General features: G+C 51.4%; 23 protein-coding genes. 14 read left to right on the top strand and 9 right to left on the bottom strand.

Features of this window, described 5'->3' with window-relative positions; all coding sequences use genetic code 11:
* Positions 1–118: 118 nt before the first annotated feature.
* The 7 genes from cyoE to ACJHW7_RS14365 all read right to left on the bottom strand — a co-directional run bounded on the left by cyoE (position 119) and on the right by ACJHW7_RS14365 (position 7472).
* The gene (cyoE, locus tag ACJHW7_RS14395) at positions 119–1009 is read right to left on the bottom strand and encodes a heme o synthase (RefSeq protein ID WP_000971336.1); all 891 of its coding nucleotides are present in this window, start codon (positions 1007–1009) and stop codon (positions 119–121) included.
* An 11-nt stretch (positions 1010–1020) separates the two neighbouring features.
* A complete protein-coding gene (locus ACJHW7_RS14390; RefSeq protein WP_000019869.1) occupies positions 1021–1350 on the bottom strand; it encodes a cytochrome o ubiquinol oxidase subunit IV in 330 nt (109 codons plus the stop codon).
* On the bottom strand, positions 1350–1964 hold the full coding sequence (locus ACJHW7_RS14385; protein WP_000179819.1) for a cytochrome o ubiquinol oxidase subunit III: 615 nt from the start codon (positions 1962–1964) through the stop codon (positions 1350–1352). Before ACJHW7_RS14385 ends, ACJHW7_RS14390 begins: the two co-directional genes overlap by 1 nt.
* Entirely contained in the window at positions 1954–3945 is a 1992-nt protein-coding gene (cyoB, locus tag ACJHW7_RS14380) for a cytochrome o ubiquinol oxidase subunit I (RefSeq protein ID WP_000467180.1), read from the bottom strand. Before cyoB ends, ACJHW7_RS14385 begins: the two co-directional genes overlap by 11 nt.
* A 21-nt stretch (positions 3946–3966) precedes the next feature.
* A complete protein-coding gene (cyoA, locus tag ACJHW7_RS14375) occupies positions 3967–4914 on the bottom strand; it encodes a cytochrome o ubiquinol oxidase subunit II (protein ID WP_001239441.1) in 948 nt (315 codons plus the stop codon).
* 460 nt (positions 4915–5374) lie between these two features.
* Positions 5375–6850 carry a muropeptide MFS transporter AmpG gene (gene ampG, locus ACJHW7_RS14370; protein ID WP_001717766.1) on the bottom strand — a complete coding sequence of 492 codons (1476 nt, stop codon included), beginning with the start codon at positions 6848–6850 and terminating at the stop codon, positions 5375–5377.
* Positions 6851–6893: 43 nt separating this feature from the next.
* A complete protein-coding gene (locus tag ACJHW7_RS14365; protein ID WP_001295326.1) occupies positions 6894–7472 on the bottom strand; it encodes a lipoprotein in 579 nt (192 codons plus the stop codon).
* Between the two features lie 304 nt (positions 7473–7776).
* Between ACJHW7_RS14365 and bolA the strand changes: the two genes are divergently transcribed.
* From bolA to fadM, 9 genes are all read left to right on the top strand, one after another.
* Positions 7777–8094, top strand: a complete 318-nt coding sequence (gene bolA / locus ACJHW7_RS14360) for a transcriptional regulator BolA (protein ID WP_000973448.1) — start codon at positions 7777–7779, stop codon at positions 8092–8094.
* 343 nt (positions 8095–8437) lie between these two features.
* The gene (gene tig, locus ACJHW7_RS14355; RefSeq protein WP_001717767.1) at positions 8438–9736 is read left to right on the top strand and encodes a trigger factor; all 1299 of its coding nucleotides are present in this window, start codon (positions 8438–8440) and stop codon (positions 9734–9736) included.
* 245 nt (positions 9737–9981) lie between these two features.
* Positions 9982–10605, top strand: coding sequence for an ATP-dependent Clp endopeptidase proteolytic subunit ClpP (gene clpP / locus ACJHW7_RS14350; protein ID WP_000122253.1), 624 nt, complete (start codon positions 9982–9984; stop codon positions 10603–10605).
* Between the two features lie 125 nt (positions 10606–10730).
* A complete protein-coding gene (gene clpX, locus ACJHW7_RS14345) occupies positions 10731–12005 on the top strand; it encodes an ATP-dependent protease ATP-binding subunit ClpX (RefSeq protein WP_000130305.1) in 1275 nt (424 codons plus the stop codon).
* A gap of 187 nt (positions 12006–12192) precedes the next feature.
* The gene (lon, locus tag ACJHW7_RS14340) at positions 12193–14547 is read left to right on the top strand and encodes an endopeptidase La (RefSeq protein ID WP_001295325.1); all 2355 of its coding nucleotides are present in this window, start codon (positions 12193–12195) and stop codon (positions 14545–14547) included.
* A 190-nt stretch (positions 14548–14737) separates the two neighbouring features.
* Positions 14738–15028, top strand: a complete 291-nt coding sequence (gene hupB, locus ACJHW7_RS14335) for a nucleoid-associated protein HU-beta (protein WP_254892905.1) — start codon at positions 14738–14740, stop codon at positions 15026–15028.
* A 191-nt stretch (positions 15029–15219) separates the two neighbouring features.
* The gene (gene ppiD / locus ACJHW7_RS14330) at positions 15220–17091 is read left to right on the top strand and encodes a peptidylprolyl isomerase (protein WP_021556563.1); all 1872 of its coding nucleotides are present in this window, start codon (positions 15220–15222) and stop codon (positions 17089–17091) included.
* A 150-nt stretch (positions 17092–17241) separates the two neighbouring features.
* Positions 17242–17613, top strand: coding sequence for a helix-hairpin-helix domain-containing protein (locus ACJHW7_RS14325; RefSeq protein ID WP_000680312.1), 372 nt, complete (start codon positions 17242–17244; stop codon positions 17611–17613).
* Positions 17614–17706: 93 nt separating this feature from the next.
* Complete coding sequence (gene fadM, locus ACJHW7_RS14320; protein ID WP_001194534.1) at positions 17707–18105, top strand: long-chain acyl-CoA thioesterase FadM; 399 nt, start codon at positions 17707–17709, stop codon at positions 18103–18105.
* Between the two features lie 51 nt (positions 18106–18156).
* Here the strand turns inward: fadM and queC are convergent, their stop codons facing one another.
* Both queC and ACJHW7_RS14310 read right to left on the bottom strand, forming a co-directional pair.
* Entirely contained in the window at positions 18157–18852 is a 696-nt protein-coding gene (gene queC, locus ACJHW7_RS14315) for a 7-cyano-7-deazaguanine synthase QueC (RefSeq protein WP_000817229.1), read from the bottom strand.
* Between the two features lie 64 nt (positions 18853–18916).
* On the bottom strand, positions 18917–20617 hold the full coding sequence (locus ACJHW7_RS14310) for an SgrR family transcriptional regulator (RefSeq protein ID WP_001238237.1): 1701 nt from the start codon (positions 20615–20617) through the stop codon (positions 18917–18919).
* 99 nt (positions 20618–20716) lie between these two features.
* Between ACJHW7_RS14310 and cof the strand changes: the two genes are divergently transcribed.
* The 5 genes from cof to glnK all read left to right on the top strand — a co-directional run bounded on the left by cof (position 20717) and on the right by glnK (position 26241).
* Positions 20717–21535, top strand: a complete 819-nt coding sequence (gene cof / locus ACJHW7_RS14305; protein WP_000113027.1) for an HMP-PP phosphatase — start codon at positions 20717–20719, stop codon at positions 21533–21535.
* Between the two features lie 152 nt (positions 21536–21687).
* Positions 21688–22146, top strand: coding sequence for a DNA-binding transcriptional regulator DecR (gene decR / locus ACJHW7_RS14300; RefSeq protein WP_000884589.1), 459 nt, complete (start codon positions 21688–21690; stop codon positions 22144–22146).
* Between the two features lie 29 nt (positions 22147–22175).
* On the top strand, positions 22176–23948 hold the full coding sequence (locus ACJHW7_RS14295; RefSeq protein ID WP_001235609.1) for a SmdA family multidrug ABC transporter permease/ATP-binding protein: 1773 nt from the start codon (positions 22176–22178) through the stop codon (positions 23946–23948).
* On the top strand, positions 23941–25722 hold the full coding sequence (locus ACJHW7_RS14290) for a SmdB family multidrug efflux ABC transporter permease/ATP-binding protein (protein WP_001256180.1): 1782 nt from the start codon (positions 23941–23943) through the stop codon (positions 25720–25722). The genes ACJHW7_RS14295 and ACJHW7_RS14290 overlap by 8 nt, the downstream gene beginning before the upstream one ends.
* Before the next feature lie 180 nt (positions 25723–25902).
* Entirely contained in the window at positions 25903–26241 is a 339-nt protein-coding gene (gene glnK, locus ACJHW7_RS14285; protein WP_000780338.1) for a P-II family nitrogen regulator, read from the top strand.
* The last annotated feature ends 26 nt before the right edge of the window (positions 26242–26267 follow it).

Here is a 26267-nt window from a genome sequence, read left to right as displayed (position 1 = left end):
GTAAAGCGGCAAACGAATGGGGTAAACATGCGGATTTTTTAGTAAATATTTCGAGAGGGATATGTTTCTAATGCTAAGAAAAAAGGTGCCGTAGCACCTTTTTAACTGAGAGGTTGTGTTACCACACAGCAGCCAGCAGCGTATGCGAGTCCGGCACCATAAAATCAACGGACATCATCACCGAGAGGGCAGTGATGGCGATGATAGAGAAGCCGAACAGCTTGCGCGCCCAGATTCTGTCATCAGCAACTTTATAACCGCGCAGGGCCATACCTAACCACCAGACGCTAACCGCCGCGGCGACCACCAGATATTTATACCCAGCGTAACCGCCAAGAGAGAGCATCAGCGTGGCAACGGCAAAGGCGATGATATACAGCGTGATGTGATTCTTCGCCACCGAAATGCCTTTTACCACTGGCAATACCGGAATGTTTGCCGCCTGGTAATCCTTAAAGCGGAAAATGGCGATGGCATAGGAGTGAGGCATCTGCCACAGGCTGAAGATAGCCAGCAGGATCGCTGCGCCGCTATCGAACTCGCCGGTTACTGCACAGTAGCCAATCACCGGCGGCGCAGCGCCGGAGAGCGAACCAATCAATGTGCCGTAGACTGAGTGGCGTTTCATGTACAGGCTATAAACGCCGACATAAACCACAAAGCCCATCACCCCCAGCCAGCAGGCCAGCGGATTCGCGCCAAACCACAGCAGCATAAAGCCAGCAATACCCAGCAAGGTGGCGTACACCAGCGAGACAGCAGGAGAGATCAGGCCTTTAACCAGCACCCGATTCTTCGTCCTTTCCATCTTTCTGTCGATATCCCTGTCGATGTAGTTGTTAAACACACAACCCGACGCCACAACCAGTGACACCCCAACCAGCGTGTAGATAAACAGGGGATAATCAATGCTGCCCTTTGAGGCCAGCAGGAATCCCCCAATCACCGAGATCAGGTTGCCAAAGATGATGCCTGGTTTCGTTACTTGCAGGTATTGCTTAAACATCATAACCGCCGCTCTTAGTGCATCATCATGTTGTAGTTGAGGTTCCACATAATCCAGATGGAGCCTACAACCAGGATAGCGATGATTAGCACGGTGAAGACAAACGCCGTCATGTTCCAGCCTTCATCTGATTTGGTATTCATGTGCAGGAAGCACACCAGATGCACCAGAACCTGTACCACTGCCATTGCCAGGATTGTTCCCAGAATTACGGCCGGAGAGGCAGCCCCTGTCATCACCATCCAGAACGGAATCACCGTCAGAATGATCGACAGGATAAAGCCTGTCATGTAGGTTTTTACGCTGCCATGGGACGCGCCGCTGTGATCGGTAGAATGACTCATTACATCGCCCCCATCAGATAAACAACAGTGAACACACAGATCCAAACCACATCCAGGAAGTGCCAGAACAGGCTCAGGCACATGATGCGGGTACGGTTAGTGCTGGTCAGGCCGCGACGAGCGATTTGTACCATCAGCACCGCCATCCAGATAAGACCGGAAGTGACGTGCAGACCGTGCGTGCCGACCAGCGCAAAGAACGCTGACAGGAAGCCGCTGCGATCCGGACCCATGCCGTTAACAATCAGGTGATGGAATTCGTAGATTTCCATCCCGATAAATCCGGCGCCAAACAACCAGGTCAACGCCAGCCAGGAGATAACCTGGCTTTTGTTGTTTTTGTACATGGCGATAGCCGCCATGCCGTAGGTGATGGAGCTGAACAACAGCAAGAAAGTTTCAACCAGAACGAACGGCAGTTCGAAAATGTCCTTACCTGTCGGGCCGCCTGCGGTGCCGTTCACCAGAACGGCATAGGTAGCAAACAAGATAGAGAACAGAATGCAGTCGCTCATCAGGTAGATCCAAAATCCGAAGATTTTGGTTCCGCCTGCATCGTGGTGCCCGTGTTCGTGCGCGTGGGCAGTCGCGTGCGTCAAAGTATCAGTTGCCATTTTTCAGCCCTGCCTTAGTAATCTCATCGAAATGCTGGTTTTCCAGTTTTTCGATTTCTGCCACCGGCACGTAGTAATCCACGTCCTCGTCGAAGCTTTTCACGATCCAGGTGATGATCATGCCTGCGAAGCCAACAATCGCCAGCCACCAGATATGCCAGATCATGGCGAAACCGAAGATGGTGGAGAAAGCCGCAATGACGATACCTGCACCGCTGTTTTTCGGCATATGAATTTCTTCATAGTGGTCAGGCTTTTTATACGCTTCGCCTTTCTCTTTCATTTCCCAGAATGCATCACGTTCGTGAACGTGCGGCACAACGGCAAAGTTATAGAACGGAGGCGGGGAAGAGGTTGCCCACTCCAGCGTACGACCACCCCACGGGTCGCCAGTCAGGTCACGGTTCTGGTCGCGGTCGCGAATAGAAACGTACATCTGAATAACGAGGCAGAGAATACCCAGCGCAATCAGTACTGCACCGCTAGCTGCAATCATCAGCATGGTGTGGAACTGCGGGTCAATCTGCTGGCTCAAACGACGGGTCATGCCCATGAAGCCCAGCGCATACAGCGGCATAAAGGCAACGAAGAAGCCGATGATCCAGAACCAGAACGCGCGTTTACCCCAGGTTTCATTCAGTTTGAAACCGAACGCTTTAGGCCACCAGTAGGTCATCCCTGCGAAGCAGCCGAAGACCACGCCGCCGATGATAACGTTATGGAAGTGCGCAATCAGGAACAGGCTGTTATGCAGAACGAAGTCCGCGCCCGGTACTGCCAGCAGCACGCCAGTCATCCCGCCCACCGAGAAAGTGACGATAAAACCGATGGTCCACAGCATCGCAGAATGGAACACGATGCGGCCCTGATACATGGTGAACAGCCAGTTGAAGATCTTCACCCCGGTCGGGATGGCGATAATCATTGTGGTGATACCAAAGAAGGCGTTTACGTTCGCGCCCGCACCCATCGTAAAGAAGTGGTGCAGCCAAACGATGAACGACAGCACGGTGATACAGACGGTTGCCCATACCAGCGAGGTATAACCAAACAGACGTTTACGCGAGAAGGTTGCCGCAATTTCGGAGAACACACCGAAAACAGGCAGGATCAGGATGTAAACTTCCGGGTGGCCCCAGGCCCAAATCAGGTTGATGTACATCATCATGTTGCCACCCATATCGTTGGTAAAGAAATGGGTGCCCAGATAGCGATCCAGGGTCAACAACGCGACGGTAACCGTCAGAATTGGGAAGGAAGCAATAATCAGTACGTTCGCGCACAGTGATGCCCAGGTAAATACTGGCATCTTGAACATGGTCATGCCCGGTGCGCGCATCTTCAGAATGGTAACGAAGAAGTTGATACCGGTAAGCGTCGTACCTATACCGGATAGCTGGAGACTCCATATCCAGTAATCGACACCGACTCCCGGACTGTACTCTATTCCCGATAGCGGTGGATAGGCCAGCCAGCCGGTCTGCGCAAATTCGCCCACGCCGAGAGAAACGTTAACCAGAATCACACCAACAACAGTAAACCAGAAGCTTAAGTTGTTGAGGAACGGGAACGCAACGTCACGCGCGCCGATCTGCAGCGGAACCACCAGGTTCATCAGACCGATAACGAAAGGCATCGCCACGAAGAAGATCATAATCACGCCGTGCGCGGTGAAGATCTGATCGTAGTGGTGAGGTGGCAGGAAGCCCGCTTCGCCCGCCGAGGCAAGAGCCTGCTGGCTACGCATCATAATGGCGTCAGCAAAACCACGCAGCAACATCACAATCGCCACGATGATATACATGATACCGAGGCGTTTATGGTCGACGGAGGTCAGCCACTCTTTCCACAGGTAGGTCCACTTACCGAAGTAAGTGATCAGGCCAACGAGCGCCAGACCTCCCAAAATAATGCCAGCGATCGTAACCATGACGATAGGTTCATGGAACGGGACTGCATCAAGTGATAATTTTCCGAACATCTTTATTCTTCCTCAACCCCTTTAATGGGCGGATTCCGCGTGGCTCATGTCCATGCCTTCCATACCTTCGTGTGCGCTGTGCTCACCTTCTGGCTGGGTCATGTCCATGCTCTTACCGTGAGCCATAAACTTGTTAATTACATCGGCAAACAAGTCTGGTTTCACGTTGGAGAAATATTCCACCTGGTTGTATTCGCTAGGCGCGGCCAGTTTTTCGAACGCAGCCATGTCAGACATGGTGTTCGGCGACTGTTTCGCTTTTGCGACCCATTGGTCGAATTCGGCGCGATCCGGTGTTGCAATAGCTTTGAACTTCATGCCTGAGAAGCCCGGCCCGCTGTAGCTGGCGGAGATACCGTCATAAGTACCGGGTTCGTTGGCGATCAGATGCAGGCGAGTCTGCATACCGGCCATGGCATAAATCTGGCTACCCAGACGCGGAATGAAGAAGGAGTTCATCACGGAGTTGGAGGTCACTTTGAAGTACACCGGAGTGTTCGCCGGGAAAGCGATTTCATTCACGGTAGCAATGCCCTGTTCCGGGTAGATGAAGAACCATTTCCAGTCCATGGAAACCACTTCGATGGTAATGGGCTTCTCGTCGTGTGCCAGCGGCTTGCTAGGCTCAAGAGCGTGAGTGGTTTTCCAGGTCAGTACCGCAAGGAAGATGATGATTAAGATAGGTACCGTCCAGACCACAGCTTCCACTTTATTGGAGTGTGACCAGTTCGGGCTGTACTTAGCATCTTTATTGCTCGCACGATACTTCCAGGCGAAACCAACAGCCATCAAGATTGCGGGAATAACGACAATCAACATCAGGCCAAATGCCGTCAGTATCAGTGAACGTTGCTCCAGACCAATCTGTCCTTTGGGATCTAACAGCGCAGAATTACAGCCACTGAGCAATACAGTGCCTGCAAATAATGACAACCATCCCAAACTTTTATTGTATTTCCTGAGTCTCATTTAACGACCTCAATTCCACGGGATCTGGTGGCGTTTAAAGTGTGTGGGCATTTTACGGGAAGGTTACATTACTGTAAACATGATTAAATTCCTGTTACTTGGATTTGGCTGTCAGGTCACATATGTTGCAAAACATATCAAGTTGATTTTAAGAAGCTGTTGCAAAAGGGCGTTATAACGAAAGGGGAGTGCAGAAGGAGTTTGGACGGGCAATTGGTATAACCAATCTGGAATAAAACAATTGTTTAACAAATAATTATCATTATGGTGACAATTGGGTGGGGGGAAAATAAAGACTCATTAGCTGAATCGTGTAAGAAAAAATAGAATTCATAAATTGCGTCAATAATTTCCAAACGCTAAGCCGCACAAAAGAACAAATATTATTAAGCGATACTGATGTTTATTTAGCCGTAATAATTACGGCGAGTGATTACTACAGCTAAATAATATTTACAGATTACGTCAGATGCGTTTTTCGTAGCGCCAGATAATCCAGCAAACCACCAAGCACGACGCCAGAAAGGGCGACTAAAACCCCGACTTCCAGCAGAGCAGGCAGGAAAGAGAAGTGCGTCAAATCCAGCGCGTCCATCGTCAACAGCAGTAACCACACGGCCAACAGGCTGACGCCCGCCGCCAGTGTCCACATGGCGAAGGCATAACCTGATGGATACTCGGTACGTGGGATAAAATTGTCATTGACCCGCGTGTACTCCAGCGTCTGTCTGCAGACCAGCAGCAGAATAAGTCCTGGTATGGCGGCGGCAACAGAGAACAGATAGAACGTCGGCCAGCCGTGAGCTTCCACAAACCAACCAGCTACTGGTCCTACATAAACCCGTCCTACAGCAGAAAGCGCCGAGAGTAGAGCAAACTGGGTGGCGGAAAATGACTTATTACACAAAGTCATTAACAGCGCTACAAACGCCGATGTACCCATCCCACCACACAGGTTTTCGAAAAAGACGGCCGCGCCCATGCTGTAGAGATGCTTATCAGTCACGGAAAGCAGCCAGTAACCTGCGTTGGACGCGCCTTGTAAAATACCGAAAATCATGAGCGCACGGAACAATGACAGGCGCTGCATCAAAATTCCGCCGAACAATGCGCCGACGATGGTCGCCAGCAGACCGAGCGTTTTGTTAACTACACCCACTTCGCCGGCATCAAATCCGACGCCGCGAATCAAAAAGGTGGTTGTCAGGCTCATGGCGAAAGCATCGCCCAGCTTGTACAGAACGATTAACAGCAGAATCAGCCACGCATTATTTCGGCCAAAGAAATCTCGCAGGGGGGCAACAACCGCTTGTTCCAGCGTTTTGGGCACAGGAATAGTGTCGGTTGGTTCTGGTGCAAGCAGCGTCGCGATAATGCAGGGGATCAACAGCGCCGCCATCAACCAGTACATGCCCTGCCAGCCCAGCCATTTATCTGCCAGCCACAGGGCTAAGCCGCCGGAAACCAGCATCCCTAAACGGTAACCCAGCACGCTGATTGCCGCGCCCGCACCACGTTCTTCTGCCGGGAGCACATCGGTTTTCCACGCATCGAAGACAATATCCTGGGAGGCCGAGCAAAAAGCGATCACCACCGCCAGTGCCGCCATCCAGCGGAGTTGGGTGCCAGGTTCGAGAAAACCCATCGCCGCAATGGCGACTAATAACAGGATTTGCGTGGCGAGCAGCCAACCGCGCCGCCGCCCAAAAAATGGGGGCGTGTAGCGGTCCATCAGCGGTGACCAGAGGAATTTAAAAACGTAAGCCTGGCCTACCAGAGAGAAGAAACCAATGGTTTTGAGATCAATATTCTCGACCGTCATCCAGGCCTGTAAGGTGCCGGATGTCAGGGCGAGCGGTAGCCCGGAAGCAAAACCCAGGATCAGCAATATGGCTGAACGCGGCTGTTGAAAAATACGTAAATATTGACTGGACATGGGCGTCTACAGGCCCGGCTTGCACCGGGCCAGAGGGCAGAAATTAACGCGCGTTCTGCTTGATGAATTCGTGAATGCTGGTGTCCTGAGACATATCAGCGATGGTATCGGTCAGCACACTGTTAACCGCATCGGCGATATTTTTGTTGGAGGCCTGGAACGCACCTTCAACGTTGTAGCTGGCACGATAGTTTTTGGTCATTTTGTTGCCATTCTGCGCGGTAGCGATGATGGCGATATCCGCTTTGGTAGCGATGTTGTAGCGCACGTTGCCCTGGGACACGTCAGCATACAGTTGGCTAACGATGATTTGCAGATTAACCGGGCCATTCGGACCAACCATGTAACCACGCGCGGTCATCTGTTTTTCCAGCACTTCTTGCAGCAGGAAACGCAGATCGCGGGAGGCGGTCAGGGTAACGATTTGATTATCGCGGGTGACTTTTGCCAGCGCCTGATCGGTACGCTGATCGGCACCATTAATGCTTACGGTGACGCCCATCAGGCTTGGATCCTGCTGTGGCAGTGTAATCGTCGGGGAAACTTCAATAGTTGTTGGCGGTTTTGCGCATCCTGCAAGCATAAACAGAGCAACTAACGGGAAGAGGATTTTTTTGAACATGTTCGGGCTCTCAGAGACTCTTAAGCGTGTTTGGTAAAAATTCCCGCCATCATAACATTGCCAACGGCGAGGGGAAGTGGGTAAGGCATGTAAATTCATCATGTTGACGAAATAATCGCCCCTGGCAAAAGAAACACTGATGCGAGGCCTGTGTTTCAATCTTTAAATCAGTAAACTTCATACGCTTGACGGAAAAACCAGGACGAAACCTAAATATTTGTTGTTAAGCTGCAATGGAAACGGTAAAAGCGGCTAGTATTTAAAGGGATGGATGACATCTCAGCGTTGTCGGAGGAGATATTTCATGATGATACGTGAGCGGATAGAAGAAAAATTAAGGGCGGCGTTCCAACCCGTATTCCTCGAAGTAGTGGATGAAAGCTATCGTCACAATGTCCCAGCCGGCTCTGAAAGCCATTTTAAAGTTGTGCTGGTCAGCGATCGTTTTACGGGTGAACGTTTTCTGAATCGTCATCGAATGATTTACAGTACTTTAGCGGAGGAACTCTCTACTACCGTTCATGCGCTGGCTCTGCATACTTACACTATTAAGGAGTGGGAAGGGTTGCAGGACACCGTCTTTGCCTCTCCTCCCTGTCGTGGAGCAGGAAGCATCGCGTAAAAACGCATTTGCAACTGTCGGCGCTTTTCCAGTATGTTGCTAAAGATTTTATGAAAAACGGCCTGCGGGCCGTTTTGTTTTGTCTGGATTTTGCGCTTTTTGCCCAGCATTCAGACGAAAATTGCCCGGGAATTGTGAAAAAATACGCGACAGCGCGCAATAACCGTTCTCGACTCATAAAAGTGATGCCGCTATAATGCCGCGTCCTATTTGAATGCTTTCGGGATGATTCTGGTAACAGGGAATGTGATTGATTATAAGAACATCCCGGTTCCGCGAAGCCAACAACCTGTGCTTGCGGGGTAAGAGTTGACCGAGCACTGTGATTTTTTGAGGTAACAAGATGCAAGTTTCAGTTGAAACCACTCAAGGCCTTGGCCGCCGTGTAACGATTACTATCGCTGCTGACAGCATCGAGACCGCTGTTAAAAGCGAGCTGGTCAACGTTGCGAAAAAAGTACGTATTGACGGCTTCCGCAAAGGCAAAGTGCCAATGAATATCGTTGCTCAGCGTTATGGCGCGTCTGTACGCCAGGACGTTCTGGGTGACCTGATGAGCCGTAACTTCATTGACGCCATCATTAAAGAAAAAATCAATCCGGCTGGCGCACCGACTTATGTTCCGGGCGAATACAAGCTGGGTGAAGACTTCACCTACTCTGTAGAGTTTGAAGTTTATCCGGAAGTTGAACTGCAGGGTCTGGAAGCGATCGAAGTTGAAAAACCGATCGTTGAAGTGACCGACGCTGACGTTGACGGCATGCTGGATACTCTGCGTAAACAGCAGGCGACCTGGAAAGAAAAAGACGGCGCTGTTGAAGCAGAAGACCGCGTAACCATCGACTTCACCGGTTCTGTAGACGGCGAAGAGTTCGAAGGCGGTAAAGCGTCTGATTTCGTACTGGCGATGGGCCAGGGTCGTATGATCCCGGGCTTTGAAGACGGTATCAAAGGCCACAAAGCTGGCGAAGAGTTCACCATCGACGTGACCTTCCCGGAAGAATACCACGCAGAAAACCTGAAAGGTAAAGCAGCGAAATTCGCTATCAACCTGAAGAAAGTTGAAGAGCGTGAACTGCCGGAACTGACTGCAGAATTCATCAAACGTTTCGGCGTTGAAGATGGTTCCGTAGAAGGTCTGCGCGCTGAAGTGCGTAAAAACATGGAGCGCGAGCTGAAGAGCGCCATCCGTAACCGCGTTAAGTCTCAGGCGATCGAAGGTCTGGTAAAAGCTAACGACATCGACGTACCGGCTGCGCTGATTGACAGCGAAATCGACGTTCTGCGTCGTCAGGCTGCACAGCGTTTCGGTGGCAACGAAAAACAAGCTCTGGAACTGCCGCGCGAACTGTTCGAAGAACAGGCTAAACGCCGCGTAGTTGTTGGCCTGCTGCTGGGCGAAGTTATCCGCACCAACGAGCTGAACGCTGACGAAGAGCGCGTGAAAGGCCTGATCGAAGAGATGGCTTCTGCGTACGAAGATCCGAAAGAAGTTATCGAGTTCTACAGCAAAAACAAAGAACTGATGGACAACATGCGCAATGTTGCTCTGGAAGAACAGGCTGTTGAAGCTGTACTGGCGAAAGCGAAAGTGACTGAAAAAGAAACCACTTTCAACGAGCTGATGAACCAGCAGGCGTAATTTACGCAGCATAACGCGCTAAATTCGCACAAAGGCCCGTCACCGCCAGGTGGTGGGCTTTTTTTTGTCATGAATTTTGCATGGAACCGTGCGAAAAGCCTCTTTCGGTGTTAGCGTAACAACAAAAGATTGTTATGCTTGAAATATGGTGATGCCGTACCCATAACACAGGGACTAGCTGATAATCCGTCCATAAGGTTACAATCGGTACAGCAGGTTTTTTCAATTTTATCCAGGAGACGGAAATGTCATACAGCGGCGAACGAGATAACTTTGCACCCCATATGGCGCTGGTGCCGATGGTCATTGAACAGACCTCACGAGGTGAGCGCTCTTTTGATATCTATTCTCGTCTACTTAAGGAACGCGTCATTTTTCTAACTGGCCAGGTTGAAGACCACATGGCTAACCTGATTGTGGCGCAGATGCTGTTCCTGGAAGCAGAAAACCCAGAAAAAGATATCTATCTGTACATTAACTCTCCAGGCGGGGTGATTACTGCCGGGATGTCTATCTATGACACCATGCAGTTTATCAAGCCTGATGTCAGCACCATCTGTATGGGCCAGGCGGCCTCGATGGGCGCTTTCTTGCTGACCGCAGGGGCAAAAGGTAAACGTTTTTGCCTGCCGAATTCGCGCGTGATGATTCACCAACCGTTGGGCGGCTACCAGGGCCAGGCGACCGATATCGAAATTCATGCCCGTGAAATTCTGAAAGTTAAAGGGCGTATGAATGAACTTATGGCGCTTCATACGGGTCAATCATTAGAACAGATTGAACGTGATACCGAGCGCGATCGCTTCCTTTCCGCCCCTGAAGCGGTGGAATACGGTCTGGTCGATTCGATTCTGACCCATCGTAATTGATGCCAGAGGCGCAACTGTGCCGCTATACTTATCCAGGGCGGCACAACGCTGTAAGCGGCTTGCGCCTGAGAATGGCATTTGCGTCGTCGTGTGCGGCACAAAGTACAAAGAAGAGGTTTTGACCCATGACAGATAAACGCAAAGATGGCTCAGGCAAATTGCTGTATTGCTCTTTTTGCGGCAAAAGCCAGCATGAAGTGCGCAAGCTGATTGCCGGTCCATCCGTGTATATCTGCGACGAATGTGTTGATTTATGTAACGACATCATTCGCGAAGAGATTAAAGAAGTTGCACCGCATCGTGAACGCAGTGCGCTACCGACGCCGCATGAAATTCGTAACCACCTGGACGATTACGTTATCGGCCAGGAACAGGCGAAAAAAGTGCTGGCGGTCGCGGTATACAACCATTACAAACGTCTGCGCAACGGCGATACCAGCAATGGTGTCGAGTTGGGCAAAAGTAACATTCTGCTGATCGGTCCGACTGGTTCCGGTAAAACGCTGCTGGCTGAAACGCTGGCGCGCCTGCTGGACGTCCCGTTCACCATGGCCGACGCAACCACGCTGACCGAAGCCGGTTATGTGGGCGAAGACGTTGAAAACATCATTCAGAAGCTGTTGCAGAAGTGCGATTACGACGTACAGAAAGCGCAGCGCGGGATTGTCTACATCGATGAAATCGACAAGATTTCTCGTAAGTCAGACAACCCGTCTATTACCCGTGACGTTTCCGGTGAAGGCGTACAGCAGGCACTGTTGAAACTGATCGAAGGTACGGTAGCTGCTGTTCCACCGCAAGGTGGGCGTAAACATCCGCAGCAGGAATTCTTGCAGGTTGATACCTCTAAGATCCTGTTTATTTGTGGCGGTGCGTTTGCCGGTCTGGATAAAGTGATTTCCCATCGTGTAGAAACCGGCTCCGGCATTGGTTTTGGCGCGACGGTAAAAGCGAAGTCCGACAAAGCAAGCGAAGGCGAGCTGCTGGCGCAGGTTGAACCGGAAGATCTGATCAAGTTTGGTCTTATCCCTGAGTTTATTGGTCGTCTGCCGGTTGTCGCAACGTTGAATGAACTGAGCGAAGAAGCTCTGATTCAGATCCTCAAAGAGCCGAAAAACGCCCTGACCAAGCAGTATCAGGCGCTGTTTAATCTGGAAGGCGTGGATCTGGAATTCCGTGACGAGGCGCTGGATGCTATCGCTAAGAAAGCGATGGCGCGTAAAACCGGTGCCCGTGGCCTGCGTTCCATCGTAGAAGCCGCACTGCTCGATACCATGTACGATCTGCCGTCCATGGAAGATGTCGAAAAAGTGGTTATCGACGAGTCGGTAATTGATGGTCAAAGCAAACCGTTGCTGATTTATGGCAAGCCGGAAGCGCAACAGGCATCTGGTGAATAATTAACCATTCCCATACAATTAGTTAACCAAAAAGGGGGGATTTTATCTCCCCTTTAATTTTTCCTCTATTCTCGGCGTTGAATGTGGGGGAAACATCCCCATATACTGACGTACATGTTAATAGATGGCGTGAAGCACAGTCGTGTCATCTGATTACCTGGCGGAAATTAAACTAAGAGAGAGCTCTATGAATCCTGAGCGTTCTGAACGCATTGAAATCCCCGTATTGCCGCTGCGCGATGTGGTGGTTTATCCGCACATGGTCATCCCCTTATTTGTCGGGCGGGAAAAATCTATCCGTTGTCTGGAAGCGGCGATGGACCATGATAAAAAAATTATGCTGGTCGCGCAGAAAGAAGCTTCAACGGATGAGCCGGGTGTAAACGATCTTTTCACCGTCGGGACCGTGGCCTCTATATTGCAGATGCTGAAACTGCCTGACGGCACCGTCAAAGTGCTGGTCGAGGGGTTACAGCGCGCGCGTATTTCTGCGCTCTCTGACAATGGCGAACACTTTTCTGCGAAGGCGGAGTATCTGGAGTCGCCGACTATTGATGAGCGAGAACAGGAAGTGCTGGTGCGTACTGCAATCAGCCAGTTCGAAGGCTACATCAAGCTGAACAAAAAAATCCCACCAGAAGTGCTGACGTCGCTGAATAGCATCGACGATCCGGCGCGTCTGGCGGATACCATTGCTGCACATATGCCGCTGAAACTGGCTGATAAACAGTCCGTTCTGGAGATGTCCGACGTTAACGAACGTCTGGAATATCTGATGGCAATGATGGAATCGGAAATCGATCTGCTGCAGGTTGAGAAACGCATTCGCAACCGCGTTAAAAAGCAGATGGAGAAATCCCAGCGTGAGTACTATCTGAACGAGCAAATGAAAGCTATTCAGAAAGAACTCGGTGAAATGGACGACGCGCCGGACGAAAACGAAGCCCTGAAGCGCAAAATCGACGCGGCGAAGATGCCGAAAGAGGCAAAAGAGAAAGCGGAAGCAGAGTTGCAGAAGCTGAAAATGATGTCTCCGATGTCGGCAGAAGCGACCGTAGTGCGTGGTTATATCGACTGGATGGTACAGGTGCCGTGGAATGCGCGTAGCAAGGTCAAAAAAGACCTGCGTCAGGCGCAGGAAATCCTTGATACCGACCATTATGGTCTGGAGCGCGTGAAAGATCGCATCCTTGAGTACCTTGCGGTTCAAAGCCGTGTCAACAAAATCAAGGGACCGATCCTCTGCCTGGTAGGGCCGCCGGGGGTAGGTAAAACCTCTCTTGGTCAGTCCATTGCCAAAGCCACCGGGCGTAAATATGTCCGTATGGCGCTGGGCGGCGTGCGTGATGAAGCGGAAATCCGTGGTCACCGCCGTACTTACATCGGTTCTATGCCGGGTAAACTGATCCAGAAAATGGCGAAAGTGGGCGTGAAAAACCCGCTGTTCCTGCTCGATGAGATCGACAAAATGTCTTCTGACATGCGAGGCGATCCGGCCTCTGCACTGCTTGAAGTGCTGGATCCAGAGCAGAACGTAGCGTTCAGCGACCACTACCTGGAAGTGGATTACGATCTCAGCGACGTGATGTTTGTCGCGACGTCGAACTCCATGAACATTCCGGCACCGCTGCTGGATCGTATGGAAGTGATTCGCCTCTCCGGTTATACCGAAGATGAAAAACTGAACATCGCCAAACGTCACCTGCTGCCGAAGCAGATTGAACGTAATGCACTGAAAAAAGGTGAGCTGACCGTCGACGATAGCGCCATTATCGGCATTATTCGTTACTACACCCGTGAGGCGGGCGTGCGTGGTCTGGAGCGTGAAATCTCCAAACTGTGCCGCAAAGCGGTTAAGCAGTTACTGCTCGATAAGTCATTAAAACATATCGAAATTAACGGCGATAACCTGCATGACTACCTCGGTGTTCAGCGTTTCGACTATGGTCGCGCTGATAACGAAAACCGTGTCGGTCAGGTAACCGGTCTGGCGTGGACGGAAGTGGGCGGTGACTTGCTGACCATTGAAACCGCATGTGTTCCGGGTAAAGGCAAACTGACCTATACCGGTTCGCTCGGCGAAGTGATGCAGGAGTCTATTCAGGCGGCGTTAACGGTGGTTCGTGCGCGTGCGGAAAAACTGGGGATCAACCCTGATTTTTACGAAAAACGTGACATCCACGTCCACGTACCGGAAGGTGCGACGCCGAAAGATGGTCCGAGTGCTGGTATTGCTATGTGCACCGCGCTGGTTTCTTGCCTGACCGGTAACCCGGTTCGTGCCGATGTGGCAATGACCGGTGAGATCACTCTGCGTGGTCAGGTACTGCCGATCGGTGGTTTGAAAGAAAAACTACTGGCAGCGCATCGCGGCGGGATTAAAACAGTGTTAATTCCGTTCGAAAATAAACGCGATCTGGAAGAGATTCCTGACAACGTAATTGCCGATCTGGACATTCATCCTGTGAAGCGCATTGAGGAAGTTCTGACTCTGGCGCTGCAAAATGAACCGTCTGGCATGCAGGTTGTGACTGCAAAATAGTGACCTCGCGCAAAATGCACTAATAAAAACAGGGCTGGCAGGCTAATTCGGGCTTGCCAGCCTTTTTTTGTCTCGCTAAGTTAGATGGCGGATCGGGCTTGCCCTTATTAAGGGGTGTTGTAAGGGGATGGCTGGCCTGATATAACTGCTGCGCGTTCGTACCTTGAAGGATTCAAGTGCGATATAAATTATAAAGAGGAAGAGAAGAGTGAATAAATCTCAATTGATCGACAAGATTGCTGCAGGGGCTGATATCTCTAAAGCTGCGGCTGGCCGTGCGTTAGATGCTATTATTGCTTCCGTAACTGAATCTCTGAAAGAAGGGGATGATGTAGCACTGGTAGGTTTTGGTACTTTTGCCGTTAAAGAGCGTGCTGCCCGTACTGGCCGCAACCCGCAGACCGGTAAAGAGATCACCATCGCTGCCGCTAAAGTACCGAGCTTCCGTGCAGGTAAAGCACTGAAAGACGCGGTAAACTAAGCGTTGTCCCCAGTGGGGATGTGACGAAGTTCAAGGGCGCATCTACTGATGTGCCTTTTTTATTTGTATTCGGTGACTTTCTGTGTCTTGTGGGCTGACAATTGCCCCCGTTTCTTGTCACAATAGGCCTTTGCGCGCATCGATACGTTGCGTGAGGTACACAGTCATCTACAGCGGAGTGTTGTTACACCATGATGGACAGCTTACGCACGGCTGCAAACAGTCTCGTGCTCAAGATTATTTTCGGTATCATTATCGTGTCGTTCATATTGACCGGCGTGAGTGGTTACCTGATTGGCGGAGGCAATAACTACGCCGCAAAAGTGAATGACCAGGAAATCAGCCGTGGGCAATTCGAGAATGCCTTCAACAGCGAGCGTAATCGCATGCAGCAACAGCTGGGCGATCAATACTCCGAGCTGGCAGCGAACGAAGGCTATATGAAAACCCTGCGTCAACAGGTGCTGAATCGTCTGATCGACGAGGCGCTGCTGGATCAGTACGCACGTGAGCTGAAACTGGGTATCAGCGATGAGCAGGTTAAACAGGCGATTTTCGCGACCCCAGCCTTCCAGGTTGACGGCAAATTTGATAACAGCCGCTATAACGGTATCCTCAACCAGATGGGGATGACCGCCGATCAGTACGCCCAGGCGCTGCGTAACCAGCTCACTACCCAACAGCTGATTAACGGCGTTGCTGGTACCGATTTTATGCTGAAAGGTGAAACCGACGAGCTGGCGGCACTGGTCGCTCAACAACGCTTGGTGCGTGAAGCGACTATCGATGTTAACGCGCTGGCGGCGAAGCAGCCTGTGACCGAACAGGAAATTGCCAGCTACTACGAACAAAACAAAAACAATTTCATGACGCCGGAACAATTCCGCGTGAGTTACATCAAGCTGGATGCCGCAACGATGCAGCAACCGGTTAGCGATGCGGATATCCAGAGCTACTACGATCAGCATCAGGATCAATTCACCCAGCCGCAGCGTACCCGCTACAGCATCATCCAGACCAAAACTGAAGATGAAGCGAAAGCGGTACTTGATGAGCTGAATAAAGGCGGTGATTTTGCTGCATTAGCCAAAGAAAAATCTGCCGATATTATCTCTGCTCGTAACGGCGGCGATATGGGTTGGTTAGAAGATGCCACTATCCCGGACGAACTGAAAAATGCTGGTCTGAAAGAGAAAGGCCAACTGTCTGGTGTCATCAAATCTTCGGTCGGTTTCCTGATTGTACGTCTGGACGACATTCAGCCAGCGAAAGTGAAGTCGTTAGACGAAGTGCGTGACGATGTCGCGGCGAAAGTGAAACACGAAAAAGCCCTCGATGCGTACTACGCGCTGCAGCAGAAAATTAGCGATGCGGCAAGCAACGACACCGAGTCTCTGGCCGGTGCAGAGCAAGCTGCCGGCGTTAAAGCCACTCAGACGGGTTGGTTCAGCAAAGATAACCTGCCGGAAGAGTTGAACTTCAAGCCGGTTGCCGACGCTATCTTTAACGGCGGTCTGGTAGGTGAAAACGGCGCGCCGGGCATCAACTCTGACATCATCACCGTAGACGGCGACCGCGCATTCGTGCTGCGCATCAGCGAGCACAAACCGGAAGCGGTGAAACCGTTGGCAGATGTTCAGGAACAAGTTAAGGCACTGGTTCAGCACAACAAAGCTGAACAACAGGCGAAAGTGGATGCTGAAAAACTGCTGGTTGATTTGAAAGCCGGCAAAGGTGCGGAAGCTATGCAGGCTGCCGGTCTGAAATTTGGCGAGCCGAAAACCTTAAGCCGTTCCGGTCGTGACCCGATTAGCCAGGCGGCGTTTGCACTGCCACTGCCAGCGAAAGACAAACCGAGCTACGGTATGGCGACCGATATGCAAGGTAATGTGGTTCTGCTGGCGCTGGATGAAGTGAAACAAGGTTCAATGCCGGAAGATCAGAAAAAAGCGATGGTGCAGGGTATCACCCAGAACAATGCACAAATCGTATTTGAAGCTCTGATGAGTAACCTGCGTAAAGAGGCGAAAATCAAAATTGGCGATGCGCTGGAACAGCAATAATCCTGAAGCCGCCTCGCAAAAAAATGCTTTGCAGCTGTAACAAGAAAAGGTCGCTTTCGCGGCCTTTTCCATTTCTGAACATTGCCATTTGTTTACTGTTTTCACTGCCGTTAAGGTGATTCCACTGTTAACAAACAAGGAGAAAACAGTATGAAACACGGAATTAAAGCACTGCTCATTACCCTGTCCCTGGCCTGTGCCGGAATGTCTCATAGCGCGCTGGCGGCAGCTTCTGTGGCGAAACCGACGGCGGTAGAAACCAAAGCGGAAGCTCCTGCAGCACAAAGTAAAGCAGCAGTACCGGCGAAAGCTAGTGACGAAGAAGGCACCCGGGTCAGCATTAATAATGCCAGCGCGGAAGAGCTAGCCCGCGCGATGAATGGCGTTGGCCTGAAGAAAGCGCAGGCGATTGTCAGTTATCGCGAAGAGTACGGTCCGTTTAAAACGGTGGAGGATCTAAAGCAGGTGCCGGGGATGGGCAATTCGCTGGTGGAACGTAATCTGGCGGTATTAACCCTGTAATTAATTTGCATAGTGGCAATTTTTTGCCAGACTGAAGAGGTCATACCAGTTATGACCTCTGTACTTATAACAACAACGTAAGGTTATTGCGCTATGCAAACACAAATCAAAGTTCGTGGATATCATCTCGACGTTTACCAGCACGTCAACAACGCCCGCTACCTTGAATTTCTCGAAGAAGCCCGCTGGGATGGGTTGGAAAATAGCGACAGTTTTCAGTGGATGACGGCCCATAACATCGCCTTCGTCGTGGTCAATATCAATATTAACTATCGTCGCCCAGCGGTATTAAGCGACCTGTTAACTATTACCAGTCAGTTGCAGCAATTAAACGGTAAAAGCGGCATCTTAAGCCAGGTCATTACACTGGAGCCGGAAGGGCAGGTGGTAGCGGATGCGCTTATTACGTTTGTTTGTATTGATCTTAAAACGCAGAAAGCATTAGCTCTGGAAGGGGAATTGCGCGAAAAGCTGGAGCAGATGGTTAAGTAAACGTTTTGTGGTGCCGGATGCTCAAGCCGCATCCGGCGACACCCGGAATAATTACCTCAACCCGGTTTTCTGCTTCATCGCTGCCATCACCGTCGGTTTATCGGCCAGATAATGATTCAAACCGTTGGCGCGTAAATTACATGCCGCACAATGACCGCAACCGTCGCCTTTAATGCCGTTATAGCAGGTCAACGTTTCGTTACGGACTAAATCCAGTTTGCCGTAATAATCTGCCAGCGCCCAGGTTTCCGCTTTATCAATCCACATCAGCGGCGTTTCAAAACGAATATCTTTCGCCATGCCCAAACTGACGGCATGGTTTAGTGCTTTCACAAACTCATCGCGGCAATCCGGGTAGCCGGAGAAATCCGTTTCACAGACGCCGGTAATTACGGCTTCTGCTTTTACCTGATACGCATATATTGCCGCCAGCGTCAGGAACAAAATATTACGCCCTGGGACAAACGTATTCGGGATGCCATCGGCTTCAGGTTCATAATCAGGCACCGGAATGCTGTCACGTGTCAGGCTGCTGACCGCCAGCTCGTTGAGCAGCGTTACATCAAGAACCTTATGCGCGCGTGCTCCCAGTTTCAGCGCCAGTTCGCGTGCCACGTCGATTTCTGCGCGATGTCGCTGACCGTAATCGAACGTCACGCAATGGACTTCATCATATTGTTGTAATGCCTGCACCAGACAGGTGGTGGAATCCTGGCCTCCACTGAACACAACGACAGCACGTTTCATAGATAATCCTGCTTGAACAATAAAAGCGTTATGGTAACGCCTGCGATTAACCCGGACCAGCTATTCATTGCGACGGCGCGGGAAGCCAGGCTTCGGTAAATTCAAACCAGCCGCGCGGTGTCAGTCGCACACCGTTCACGCCGGGAGGGGCACTAATGCGATAGTGATAGTTGAACAGCGGCGTCAGCGTCGCGTCTGCCATTAACTGGCTAAAAACCGCTTTCAGGGCATTAAATCGGTTTTCCTCATCAGGCATTACTTGCACCGCGTCCAGCGTCGATTGCAGATGTGCATATGCTGGAGCGTCGAAAACATGTGGCCATAGTGGATCGCAACGTAGCCATTGCTCCAGAGTATATTCCGGTGCTTCGCCAATTAATCTGTCGCCCATCATGAGGTCTGCGTGTGCCAATAGGGTCGTGTCGTCCCAGTTTTTTGCGTTATGAAAAATAATTGTAAGTTCACAGCCTTCCGCTGCCAGTGTCGCCTGTAGGCGTTCTGCCATGGTATGAAGTTCTATCGGTAGGTGATAAACCAGCGTCAAGGTTTTCGGTAGTTTGACTTCATCCGGTACTTGCCATTGCGGAATAGTCCAGCCTGGCAGTAATGCATGACTGGCGGTGATCAGGTTTTCTCCTACTTCTAACGTTTGTAATAAACCGGATTGATGAATAATGGAGATCACTTTTCGCGCCTGCCAGAGGGAGAGTCGGGGACTTTTGCGCAACGTTAAATAGCAAAAACCTAAACTGATGCCACTACTGACCTGGCTGACCCGTTGCAGCTCCTCCGGTTTGCCGATGGTGATTTGCACGGGATGCCGACAGCTGGTTCCCAAATCTTTTTCGAAAAGCGGCGGAGTTATCCAGTACTCAACCGCTTTAAGCAGTGGATGACGTAAATGGTAATAATCATGGCTTTCCAGGCGCACCAGTTCCGCTGTGAATTGTGTTAAGCGAAAAGGACCCGTGCCGATCAGTGGGAATTGCGGATGCGCCAGATGGCTGCAATAGCTCGCCAGCCGGTGCGCAAGCCAGTAATCGGGGCGATGTAAAAAGAAGGTCAGACACTGCGGATGGGTGACTTCAATACGCTTCACGCTAATAAATAATTGATCCAGTGCTGGCAGTTGTAACAGCATCAATAATCGCTGGTGTAAGTGTGAGGCTTTTACTGCATCGCCGTTATGCCAGTGTAGGGTTGAACGAAGATAAAAGTCCCAGCGTAACCCGTCAGTAGAGGTTTCCCAGTGATGCGCTAAATCGCCAATCGGGCGCTGAGTATTATTATCGAAGCGGGTCAGGCCGGAAAATATCTGCCCGGCGAGATGCTGCTCGGCACGGCCGGGCAAAAAGCCTGGTTGTAGCGGTTCGAGCGGGCGATAGTAGGGAATACGCAACGTGGGTGTATCGTTTTGCCATTGTCCGCCCATAAACGGCTGTAACAGAGTGCGCAGCTCACCTGGGGCCAGTTGCGCCAGCTCCAGCACATCTTGCTGCTTTCCGGTTTCCAGTGCCTGTTCCATCATCGCATTGCGTAGCGATTCCGGCGTGACCAGAAAGCGTAATTGTCCGCGCTTTCCGCGTCCTGACTGCGCCTGCCACTCCAGCCATCCCGCCTCCTGTGCCTGACGCAACAGCGTACGAACATGGCGTTCGCTGCAAAAACAGCGTTCGGCCAGTTCGCTGACGGTGACGGTTTGCGGCTTTCCGGCTGAAGGTTGCCACAGACGTTGATACTGGTTAAGACGGTTGAGCAATCGCATATAAACCCGGAACAATATTATTTAACTATTCACTATTACTTCCGTATATATCAGGTGATACTCAATCACCATTAACCGTGTCACAGAGTGGAGAAAGAAATGGCTCGTCTGGCAGCATTTGATATGGATGGCACTTTATTGATGCCTGACCATCATTTAGGTGAGAAAACCCTCTCTACTTTGGCGCGACTGCGTGAACGCGACATTACCCTCACTTTTGCCACGGGGCGTCATGCGCTGGAGATGCAGCATATTCTCGGGGCGCTATCGCTGGATGCATATTTGATTACCGGCAACGGAACGCGCGTGCATTCTCTGGAAGGTGAACTTTTACATCGTGATGATTTACCTGCGGATGTCGCGGAGCTGGTGCTGTATCAGCAATGGGATACCCGAGCCAGCATGCATATCTTCAATGACGACGGTTGGTTTACCGGGAAAGAGATCCCTGCGTTGTTGCAGGCATTTGTCTATAGCGGTTTTCGTTATCAGATAATCGATGTCAAAAAAATGCCACTCGGCAGCGTCACCAAGATCTGCTTCTGTGGCGATCACGACGATCTTACACGCTTGCAGATCCAGCTATACGAAGCATTAGGCGAGCGTGCACATTTGTGTTTTTCCGCCACGGATTGCCTCGAAGTGCTGCCGGTGGGCTGCAATAAAGGCGCTGCATTGACGGTGCTGACCCAACATTTAGGTTTATCGTTGCGCGATTGCATGGCCTTTGGTGATGCGATGAACGATCGCGAAATGTTAGGCAGCGTCGGTAGCGGATTTATTATGGGCAATGCGATGCCGCAACTGCGCGCGGAGCTCCCGCATTTACCGGTGATTGGACATTGCCGAAATCAGGCTGTCTCTCACTATTTGACGCACTGGTTGGACTATCCACATCTACCTTATTCCCCCGAATAACGAGATCCCTTCCAGCACCGGGCAATTGCCCGGTTTTTTTTGCGTTGAGTTTGTCATTTTGTGCCATGGTGTTTAAACCGCACAGAATAAATTGTCGCGATTTCACCTTTAAAATAGAATTAAAAGAGAAAAAAATTCTCTGTGGAAGGGCTATGTTAGATAAAATTGACCGTAAGCTGCTGGCCTTACTACAGCAGGATTGCACCCTCTCTTTGCAGGCACTGGCTGAAGCCGTTAATCTGACAACCACCCCCTGCTGGAAGCGCCTGAAACGGCTGGAGGACGACGGTATCCTTATCGGCAAAGTCGCCCTGCTGGATCCGGAAAAAATAGGCCTCGGCCTGACCGCCTTTGTGCTGATAAAAACGCAACATCACAGCAGCGAATGGTATTGCCGCTTTGTCACGGTGGTTACCGAAATGCCAGAAGTGCTGGGGTTCTGGCGCATGGCTGGTGAATACGATTATCTGATGCGCGTCCAGGTTGCCGACATGAAACGCTACGACGAGTTTTATAAGCGTCTGGTAAACAGCGTGCCGGGGCTGTCGGACGTCACTTCCAGCTTCGCGATGGAACAGATTAAATACACCACTTCTTTACCCATCGAATAAATATCCAGAATCAGGTCAGGACACAACGCGTGCGATTATTTGCTCAATTAAGCTGGTATTTCCGTCGGGAATGGCGTCGCTATCTCGGGGCTGTCGCCTTGCTTGTCATTATCGCGATGCTGCAACTGGTTCCGCCAAAAGTGGTTGGTATTGTTGTCGATGGCGTGACAGAACAACACTTTACTACCGGGCAGATCCTGATGTGGATCGCCACCATGGTGCTGATTGCCGTTGTGGTTTATCTCCTGCGTTACGTCTGGCGCGTATTGCTGTTTGGTGCGTCTTATCAACTGGCTGTTGAACTGCGTGAAGATTATTACCGTCAGCTAAGCCGGCAGCATCCTGAGTTTTACCTGCGTCATCGCACGGGTGACCTCATGGCTCGTGCGACTAATGACGTCGATCGCGTCGTGTTTGCCGCCGGAGAAGGGGTGCTGACGCTGGTGGATTCACTGGTAATGGGCTGCGCTGTGTTGATTATGATGTCTACGCAAATTAGCTGGCAGTTGACCTTATTTGCCCTGTTACCGATGCCAGTGATGGCGATCATGATTAAGCGCAACGGCGATGCCTTGCATGAACGCTTTAAGCTGGCACAGGCGGCGTTTTCTAGTCTTAATGACCGCACCCAGGAAAGCCTCACCAGTATTCGCATGATCAAAGCCTTTGGTCTGGAAGATCGCCAGTCGGCGTTATTTGCCGCGGATGCCGAAGATACCGGCAAAAAAAACATGCGGGTGGCGCGTATTGATGCTCGTTTCGACCCGACCATCTATATCGCGATTGGTATGGCGAACTTGCTGGCGATTGGCGGCGGTAGTTGGATGGTGGTGCAGGGCAGTTTAACGCTGGGCCAGCTCACCAGTTTTATGATGTATTTAGGTCTGATGATTTGGCCAATGCTGGCGCTGGCATGGATGTTTAACATTGTGGAACGTGGTAGTGCTGCGTACAGCCGTATTCGCGCGATGCTGGCGGAAGCGCCGGTGGTGAACGATGGTAGCGAACCCGTGCCGGAAGGGCGTGGCGAACTGGATGTAAATATTCACCAGTTCACGTATCCGCAGACTGACCATCCTGCGCTGGAAAACGTCAATTTCGCCCTGAAACCCGGTCAGATGCTGGGTATTTGCGGGCCGACTGGTTCCGGCAAAAGTACCCTGTTGTCGCTCATTCAGCGTCATTTCGACGTCAGCGAGGGGGATATTCGCTTTCATGATATTCCTCTGACGAAGTTACAACTCGATAGCTGGCGTAGCCGCCTGGCGGTGGTCAGCCAGACGCCATTCCTTTTTTCTGACACCGTGGCGAATAACATCGCGCTGGGTTGCCCGAATGCCACCCAGCAAGAGATTGAACACGTAGCGCGGTTAGCCAGCGTACATGACGATATTTTGCGTCTGCCGCAAGGTTACGATACAGAAGTGGGCGAGCGCGGCGTGATGCTTTCCGGTGGGCAAAAACAGCGTATCTCCATTGCTCGAGCGTTATTAGTCAACGCGGAAATCCTCATCCTTGATGATGCGCTTTCGGCGGTGGACGGACGCACAGAGCACCAGATCCTGCATAACCTGCGTCAGTGGGGACAGGGAAGAACGGTAATCATCAGTGCCCATCGCCTTTCGGCACTGACGGAAGCCAGTGAAATTATTGTGATGCAGCACGGACATATCGCCCAGCGTGGCAATCATGATGAGCTGGCGCAACAAAGCGGCTGGTATCGCGATATGTATCGCTATCAACAACTGGAGGCGGCGCTCGACGACGTTCCGGAAATTCGCGAGGAGGCCGTCGATGCGTAGTTTTAGCCAACTGTGGCCGACTCTCAAGCGTCTGTTAGCGTACGGTTCGCCGTGGCGGAAACCGCTGGGGATTGCGGTCCTGATGATGTGGGTTGCGGCAGCGGCAGAAGTCAGTGGGCCGCTGCTTATCAGCTATTTTATCGACAATATGGTAGCGAAAAATAACCTGCCGTTGAAAATGGTTGCAGGGCTGGCGGCGGCGTATGTTGGGCTACAACTGTTTGCCGCCGGGCTACATTACGCGCAGTCGCTGCTGTTTAATCGGGCGGCAGTAGGCGTAGTGCAACAGTTGCGTACCGACGTGATGGATGCCGCATTGCGCCAGCCATTAAGCGAGTTTGATACCCAACCCGTCGGGCAGGTGATTTCCCGCGTCACTAATGACACTGAAGTGATCCGCGATCTCTACGTTACCGTAGTGGCAACTGTCCTGCGTAGCGCCGCACTGGTGGGCGCGATGCTGGTGGCGATGTTCAGCCTCGACTGGCGAATGGCGCTGGTGGCGATAATGATTTTCCCGGTGGTGCTGGTGGTAATGGTGATATACCAGCGTTACAGCACGCCGATTGTCCGTCGTGTGCGCGCCTATCTAGCGGATATCAACGACGGCTTTAACGAAATCATCAATGGCATGAGCGTTATCCAGCAGTTCCGTCAGCAGGCGCGATTTGGCGAACGTATGGGGGAGGCCAGTCGTTCACACTATATGGCCAGGATGCAAACCCTGCGCCTCGACGGTTTTCTGCTGCGTCCGCTGCTGAGTCTGTTTTCATCGCTCATTCTTTGTGGCTTGTTGATGCTGTTTGGCTTCTCCGCTAGCGGCACCATTGAAGTGGGCGTGCTGTATGCGTTTATCAGCTATCTTGGGCGACTTAACGAACCATTAATCGAACTGACCACGCAACAGGCGATGCTGCAACAGGCTGTTGTTGCTGGTGAGCGCGTGTTTGAACTGATGGACGGACCGCGCCAGCAATATGGCAATGATGAGCGCCCGTTACAGAGTGGCACCATCGAAGTCGATAACGTGTCATTTGCTTATCGCGATGACAATCTGGTGCTAAAGAACATTAATCTCTCTGTGCCTTCGCGTAACTTTGTGGCACTGGTCGGGCATACCGGCAGTGGCAAAAGCACCCTCGCCAGTTTATTGATGGGCTATTACCCGCTAACGGAAGGTGAGATTCGCCTTGATGGTCGTCCATTAAGTTCGCTAAGTCACAGCGCGCTGCGCCAGGGCGTGGCAATGGTGCAGCAAGATCCGGTGGTGCTGGCGGATACCTTCCTCGCCAACGTGACGCTGGGGCGTGATATCTCCGAAGAACGCGTCTGGCAGGCGCTGGAAACCGTGCAACTGGCGGAGCTGGCGCGCAGCATGAGTGATGGTATTTATACGCCGCTGGGCGAGCAGGGGAATAATCTCTCCGTCGGGCAAAAGCAACTGCTGGCACTGGCACGCGTGTTGGTGGAGACGCCGCAAATCCTGATCCTTGATGAGGCAACCGCCAGCATTGACTCCGGTACTGAACAGGCGATTCAACATGCTCTGGCGGCTGTGCGTGAACATACCACGCTGGTGGTGATTGCTCACCGCTTATCGACCATTGTTGATGCCGACACCATTCTGGTGCTTCATCGTGGGCAAGCCGTGGAGCAGGGCACTCACCAGCAACTGCTGGCGGCCCAGGGACGCTACTGGCAGATGTATCAACTGCAACTTGCGGGCGAAGAGCTGGCAGCCAGCGTGCGTGAAGAAGAATCATTGAGCGCCTGAATAGCGCAATATTTCATCGTTGGTGCAAAAATGTAACGCACTGTGCACTGTCATAGTGCGTTTTCATTTTCAATCTTCTTAACTTCCTGCTCTCTTTCTCGTTTTTCATTTCTGGCACACCGCTTGCAATACCTTCTTCGTGTAGCAGAACCATTACCGAATTCTGACCGGAGGGGATCTATGAAGCTGGTGACCGTGATAATCAAACCATTCAAGCTGGAAGACGTTCGTGAAGCGTTATCTTCCATTGGTATTCAGGGCCTGACCGTCACCGAAGTGAAAGGTTTCGGGCGTCAGAAAGGGCATGCCGAGCTGTACCGGGGGGCGGAATACAGCGTCAACTTCCTGCCAAAAGTAAAAATTGATGTGGCAATTGCTGATGACCAACTCGATGAAGTGATCGATATCGTCAGTAAGGCGGCTTACACCGGAAAAATTGGCGACGGCAAAATCTTCGTCGCTGAATTGCAACGCGTCATTCGTATTCGTACCGGCGAAGCCGACGAAGCGGCGCTGTAATCTCTGGCACACAGCAACAGGAACGA

The organism is Escherichia sp. WS1152, from assembly GCF_046487665.1.
Lineage (GTDB): Bacteria > Pseudomonadota > Gammaproteobacteria > Enterobacterales > Enterobacteriaceae > Escherichia > Escherichia coli.
This window is presented reverse-complemented; position numbering and strand designations above follow the sequence as displayed.